Consider the following 5,309-nt stretch of genomic DNA (forward strand, 5'->3'; position numbering starts at 1 on the left):
CCGCTCAATATCGCGGTCCTCACCGTTTCAGACACGCGCGATCTCGCGGATGACAAGTCCGGCAGCACGCTTGCGGAGCGGATCGAAGGCGCAGGCCACAAGCTCGCCGCGCGTGCCATCGTGACCGACGATGTCGAGAAAATCCGCGCGCAGGTAAAACTCTGGATCGCCGACCCGGGTGTCGATGCCATCATTACCACCGGGGGCACCGGCTTCACGGGTCGGGATGTGACGCCTGAGGCCCTGGAGCCGCTGTTCGAAAAGCGGATGGATGCTTTTGCGACCCTGTTCCTGACGATCAGCTACCAGAAGATCGGAACGTCCGCGATTCAGACCCGAGCAACAGCCGGTGTGGCAGGCGCGACCTACATTTTCTGCCTGCCAGGATCGCCCGGCGCCTGCAAGGATGCCTGGGACGGTATCTTGGTCCATCAGCTCGATTATCGCTACCGGCCATGCAATTTCGTCGAGATCATGCCGCGCCTCGACGAACATCTGCGCCGCCCGAAAGCGCAAGGCGCGACGGTGTAAGCGGGATCTGATCGGGACGTCCACATGCTCCGTTCGTTCCCGCGCAAGCGGGAACCCAGCAGCTCTCTCTTCTCTTGATTCTGGGTCCCCGTTTGCGCGGGACGAACGAGGACAGAGACCGTAACGCGCGTCGCACCAACGCGCGGCGCATCACCCGATACTTCGCAGCAATCCGCCTTCGACGCGCAATGCTGCGCCTGTCGTTGCCGACGCCTCCTTCGAGCACGCATAGACCACCATGTTGGCGACCTCGTCGACTGTGGCGAGCCGCCGGATGATCGAGGTCGGACGATGTTGCGCGATGAAGTCCTTCTCCATCTGCTCTTGCGAAACGCCCTGCTCCTTCGCCAACTTGGCGAAGAATTCGACCACACCCTCCGACCGTGTCGGGCCGGGAAGCACCGCGTTGACCGTGACCCCGGTCCCCGCGAGCGATTCCGCAAGACCGCGCGCGACCGCGATCTGCGCGGTCTTGGTCATGCCGTAGTGGATCATTTCAAGCGGGATATTGAGGCCCGATTCCGAGGAAATGAAGACGATCCGCCCCCAATCCTTTTTCTTCATGCCGGGAATGTAGGCGCGCGACATCCGGATGCCGCTCATCACGTTGGTTTCGAAAAAGCGCAGCCAGTCTTCGTCGGGAATATCCTCAAAGGCCTTCGGCTCGAAGATGCCGAGATTGTTGACGAGAATATCCGCCTCCGGAACCCGCCTGGTAAAGGTTGCGACGCCGTCTGCGTTCGACAAATCCGCCGCAACGCCTTCGACCGTGGCCTCCGGCACCTGTTTCTTCAGCGTCTCGACTGCCTGTTGCACTTTCGCGTCGGCACGCCCGTTGATCACGACGGAGGCGCCGCTCCCCGCGAGTCCCTTGGCAATTGCAAAGCCAATGCCGCCGGTCGACCCGGTCACGACCGCATGCTTGCCGCTCAAATCGATATTCATAAAACCATTCCTGTTTCAGCCCGGCCCGGTTGATTGGTTATCGCATCGCACAAATAGCGGCCCGTTGCGCATCAATGCGCCGTGAACGGGAGATAATACCCCGTCGGCATCAGCAAAATTCGCCGTTGCCGCGGCATTTTGATTTCCGAGGGGGGCGTGAACTTTCGAGGCGGCTCCGCACTTCAACAAGCGGTGATGCCGCCTCGCGTGGCTTCGACAATCACACGATTGCCGCGCTCGGCGGCTACCCTGTTGCAATAGGACAACCGTTTCGGCTGTTCGCAGCAAGAAGGATGTCTTCCATGTGTGATTATAGCTTGCATCATGTGGCGTCACGCCCCGCCAAGGTGGGCGATAAGGTGACAAGCACAACCTTCGACAATTCGGTCACCGGTGGCTTCGCGGCGACAGGCGAACCCGATGTCGCGGTGTGCATGCGGCCCGGCACCGAACTGGCTTTCGATCAGGACGTGGTCTACTCGCGCGGCTTCGGTCTGATCCCGCCACGGTTCGGCTATGCATCCGTTCCGCATCGCGTTGCACGCTTCCGGCAGGTGGACCTCGATCGACCCTACTCACACCACGATGCGCTGGAATTTCCGAATGGGCAGGTGGTGCTCGTGACGATGCTGCGCAGTGGTCAATCGGCCACCGTGCTTCAACTGCCGGCTGATCACGAGCATGCGCCGACGACTGAAGCGGAGCACAGGTCCAGTGAAACGGAGGCTGCGCCGCAGGCGCAACCCATTGTGGCCTGAGCACGCAAGCTTCGATCATAATTGAAGCTCCCAGCTCTCGCTTGGCTCGGGTTTGCCGAAGTCTTCGTGAACCGACTCCTTCGTGAGCTGGAAGCCCTCCTGACGATGGATCGCGCGCGCGGTGGTCAACACGCTGTGCGTCGCGATGCCCTCTTAGGACAGAGCCGGCACAACGATGCTGGTGCGCAGGATCGTCAGGCGGCGTTTGCCGATCCGTCGCAGCAAATCCGCTTCGGTGCCGGCGCAGTCCCGATAACCGCCAAGCGCCCGGTATAATGACTTGCTGATCAACAACCCCCGTCCGGGAGACAGGCTGGTTCGGCGCGCTCGCAGCAGCGCAAGGATGGCCTGCAGGACCGATCCCTGCGCGGACAGCGGCGCCGCGGGGGTGAAAATGGCGGCCATCTCGACCGGCGCCCGCTCGATGAAAGGCTGAACCTCGGCGACCCAGCCGCTATCGAGCACCGCGCCTGCTTGTATGAACAGCAGCCATTGCCCCTTCGCGGCATCCACAGCGGCACCGAGCCGGGGCCCCAGCGGGCCCGGCATCTCCAGGAAGCGGCATCCCGCCACATCGCCGATCTGCGCCGTCTCGTCCGTCGAACCGCCATCGGCAAGGATCACGTCGCCGACCAAACCCACCGTCGCCCCCGGGACGAGACACGCCAGCGTCCGTACCAGGATCCGCTCTGATTCGTGTGTGGGGACGATGACGCTGAGCATGGAACCGGAATGGGCCAGGAACGGTTGGCCGTCAGTATTTCAGAGCGGCCAGATCATGGGGCTGTGAATAGACGATGCCACGACATTCAGCCATCTCGATCAACTTCCATTATGTTCTTGTTTTGTTCGTTGCCGCATCCTAGATATCGGCTATGGCACGTCCATCCGCAGCCCTGAGACACCCGCCGGCGCTTGTGCCCTCCGCGCCTGCGGGTGACTTTGCGAGGAGGTCCCCGGAGGGATCTTCCGACCAATCCGGGCTCCTTGGCGCCGGCGTTGAAAGACAGCGCCGGCGAGGCCGCGGGACCCTTTCCAACGCATCCGGCCGTTATGAGCCGCTGGCCCGCATCGCCTTCGATGACGGCTGGCAGAGCCTGGACGAATTGCCGCCGTTCAAGACGAGCGTGCAGACCGACGCGACGCGCAAGATCATCACCCGCAACGAGTCACCGGACATCTCGTTCGATCGTTCGATCAATCCCTATCGCGGCTGCGAGCATGGCTGCGTCTATTGCTTCGCACGGCCGACCCACGCCTATCTCGGGCTGTCGCCGGGCCTCGATTTCGAGTCCAAGCTTTTCATGAAACCGGACGCGCCCGCGCTTCTGGAGCGTGAACTGAGTGCGCCGGGTTATACGCCGCGCACCATCGCGATCGGCACCAACACCGATCCGTATCAGCCGATCGAAAGGCAATACGAGATCATGCGCCGCATCCTCGAGGTGCTCGAGCGCGCGGGGCATCCGGTCGGAATCGTCACGAAGTCCGCGCTGGTGACGCGTGACATCGACATCCTGTCGCGCATGGCAAAGCGCAATCTCGCCAAGGTCGCTATCTCAGTGACGACGCTCGACGGCAAGCTCGCACGCACCATGGAGCCGCGGGCCTCGACCCCGGCAAAACGTCTCGAAGCGTTGCGGCAATTGTCGGAGGCCGGCATCCCCACCGCAGCGATGATCGCGCCCGTTATCCCGGCGATCAACGATATGGATATCGAGCGCATCCTCGATGCCGTCGCGCTCGCGGGTGTGAAGAGCGCGGGTTACGTGATGCTGCGGCTGCCGCTCGAAGTGCGCGACCTGTTCAAGGAATGGCTGATGGCGCATTATCCCGATCGCTTTCGCCATGTGATGAAGCTCGTGCGCGAAATGCGCGGCGGCAAGGATTACGACTCGACCTGGGGCAAGCGGCAGACCGGCGAAGGTCCTTATGCCTGGCTCATCGGCCGACGGTTCGAGGCGGCCTGCGAGAGGCTCGGGCTCAACAAGGAACGGGCGAAGCTCACGACCGAACATTTCCAGAAGCCGGTCAAGGGCAGCGAACAGCTGAGCTTGTTTTGAGTGATGAAAGGCCGCGAGCTGTGGGTCTTGCTTTGACTCGTCGTCCGCGCAGTCATTCTCCCGTCACTGCGAGCGAAGCGAAGCAATCCATGTTGAACGCCCATATCAGCCTCGTCACCCTCGGTGTTACCGACGTGCCGCGTGCCGCGCGCTTCTACGAAGCGTTGGGCTTCTTGCGGAAGGTGCGGGCCGCACCCGAGACCGAGGTCGCGTTCTTCGATGCCGGAACCCTGACATTGTCTCTCTATGATGTGAGAGGGCTCGCAGGCGATGCCAGCTTTGCAGAGAACACCCGCCCGGCCGCCTTTCGGGGTGCCTCGCTCGCCTGGAATTGTGGCAGCGAAGGCGAGGTCGATGCGATCATGGCGCGGTCCTTGAAAGCCGGCGCGACCGAGCTGACCCCCGCGAAGAAGGCAGACTGGGGCGGATATCACGGCCACTTCGCCGATCCGGACGGCCACATCTGGGAGGTCGCCTGTAATCCCCAGTTTCCACTGACCGCCGAAGGCCGGCCCATCCTGCCCGACTAAGCCATTGCGATTTTTCGCCGAACGCGCTCAGCATGCCGGCCATGAGCCGGAGCCCGAATCGCAAACCAGCCCCCGCGCGCCTGCCGCTGAAAGACGAGATTATCCGCCCGACCTTCCGGCGCGAGCGGAGCGCCTATAAGCGCGGCATCTGGCCCGTGGCCGGCTGCGATGAGGCGGGCCGCGGACCGCTCGCCGGCCCCGTGGTCGCGGCAGCGGTCGTGCTTGACCCCGATCGCGTGCCGCGCGGCCTCAACGATTCCAAGAAACTCACCTTCGCGGAGCGGGAAAAGCTCTATGCGCGGATCTGCGCGACCGCCGAGGTCGGCGTCGCCTTCGCTTCGCCCGCCCGGATCGATCGCGACAACATCCTCCAGGCCTCGCTCTGGGCGCTGGCGCAGGCGGTGGCGGCGCTGCCGTGCCGGCCGAAGCTCGTCTATGTCGATGGCCGCGACCGAATCAAGGTTCCCTGCGACTGCGAGCCG

General features: G+C 63.1%; 7 protein-coding genes. 5 read left to right on the forward strand and 2 right to left on the reverse strand.

From position 1 onward, the window contains the following. Positions 1–531, forward strand: a 531-nt coding sequence (moaB, locus tag VN004_RS09605) for a molybdenum cofactor biosynthesis protein B (protein WP_325609349.1), incomplete at its 5' end; no start/stop codon positions are given. Positions 532–681: 150 nt separating this feature from the next. Here the strand turns inward: moaB and VN004_RS09610 are convergent. Next, on the reverse strand, positions 682–1,476 hold the full coding sequence (locus VN004_RS09610) for an SDR family oxidoreductase (protein ID WP_325609351.1): 795 nt from the start codon (positions 1,474–1,476) through the stop codon (positions 682–684). 302 nt (positions 1,477–1,778) lie between these two features. Between VN004_RS09610 and VN004_RS09615 the strand changes: the two genes are divergently transcribed. Continuing rightward, on the forward strand, positions 1,779–2,234 hold the full coding sequence (locus VN004_RS09615; protein WP_414710265.1) for a hypothetical protein: 456 nt from the start codon (positions 1,779–1,781) through the stop codon (positions 2,232–2,234). A gap of 153 nt (positions 2,235–2,387) precedes the next feature. Here VN004_RS09615 and VN004_RS09620 read toward each other — a convergent pair whose 3' ends face one another. After that, positions 2,388–2,957, reverse strand: a complete 570-nt coding sequence (locus VN004_RS09620) for a glycosyltransferase (protein ID WP_325609355.1) — start codon at positions 2,955–2,957, stop codon at positions 2,388–2,390. A 152-nt stretch (positions 2,958–3,109) separates the two neighbouring features. Here VN004_RS09620 and VN004_RS09625 point away from each other — a divergent pair, with 152 nt between their 5' ends. The 3 genes from VN004_RS09625 to VN004_RS09635 all read left to right on the forward strand — a co-directional run. Next, positions 3,110–4,297, forward strand: coding sequence for a PA0069 family radical SAM protein (locus tag VN004_RS09625; protein ID WP_325609357.1), 1,188 nt, complete (start codon positions 3,110–3,112; stop codon positions 4,295–4,297). Between the two features lie 89 nt (positions 4,298–4,386). Continuing rightward, the gene (locus VN004_RS09630) at positions 4,387–4,827 is read left to right on the forward strand and encodes a VOC family protein (protein ID WP_325609359.1); all 441 of its coding nucleotides are present in this window, start codon (positions 4,387–4,389) and stop codon (positions 4,825–4,827) included. A 41-nt stretch (positions 4,828–4,868) separates the two neighbouring features. Further along, the coding region (locus VN004_RS09635) for a ribonuclease HII (protein WP_325609360.1) at positions 4,869–5,309 on the forward strand (441 nt) is incomplete at its 3' end.

Origin of the sequence: Pseudorhodoplanes sp. (genome assembly GCF_035565855.1) — a bacterium.
In the GTDB taxonomy this organism is placed as follows: Bacteria; Pseudomonadota; Alphaproteobacteria; order Rhizobiales; family Xanthobacteraceae; genus Pseudorhodoplanes.

Excerpts from the sequence above, each read along its gene's own strand:
- VN004_RS09610 (WP_325609351.1), bottom strand. The coding sequence starts at position 1,476 with ATGAATATCGATTTGAGCGGCAAGCATGCGGTCGTGACCGGGTCGACC.
- VN004_RS09615 (WP_414710265.1), top strand. The coding sequence starts at position 1,779 with ATGTGTGATTATAGCTTGCATCATGTGGCGTCACGCCCCGCCAAGGTG.
- VN004_RS09620 (WP_325609355.1), bottom strand. The coding sequence starts at position 2,957 with ATGCTCAGCGTCATCGTCCCCACACACGAATCAGAGCGGATCCTGGTA.
- VN004_RS09625 (WP_325609357.1), top strand. The coding sequence starts at position 3,110 with ATGGCACGTCCATCCGCAGCCCTGAGACACCCGCCGGCGCTTGTGCCC.
- VN004_RS09630 (WP_325609359.1), top strand. The coding sequence starts at position 4,387 with ATGTTGAACGCCCATATCAGCCTCGTCACCCTCGGTGTTACCGACGTG.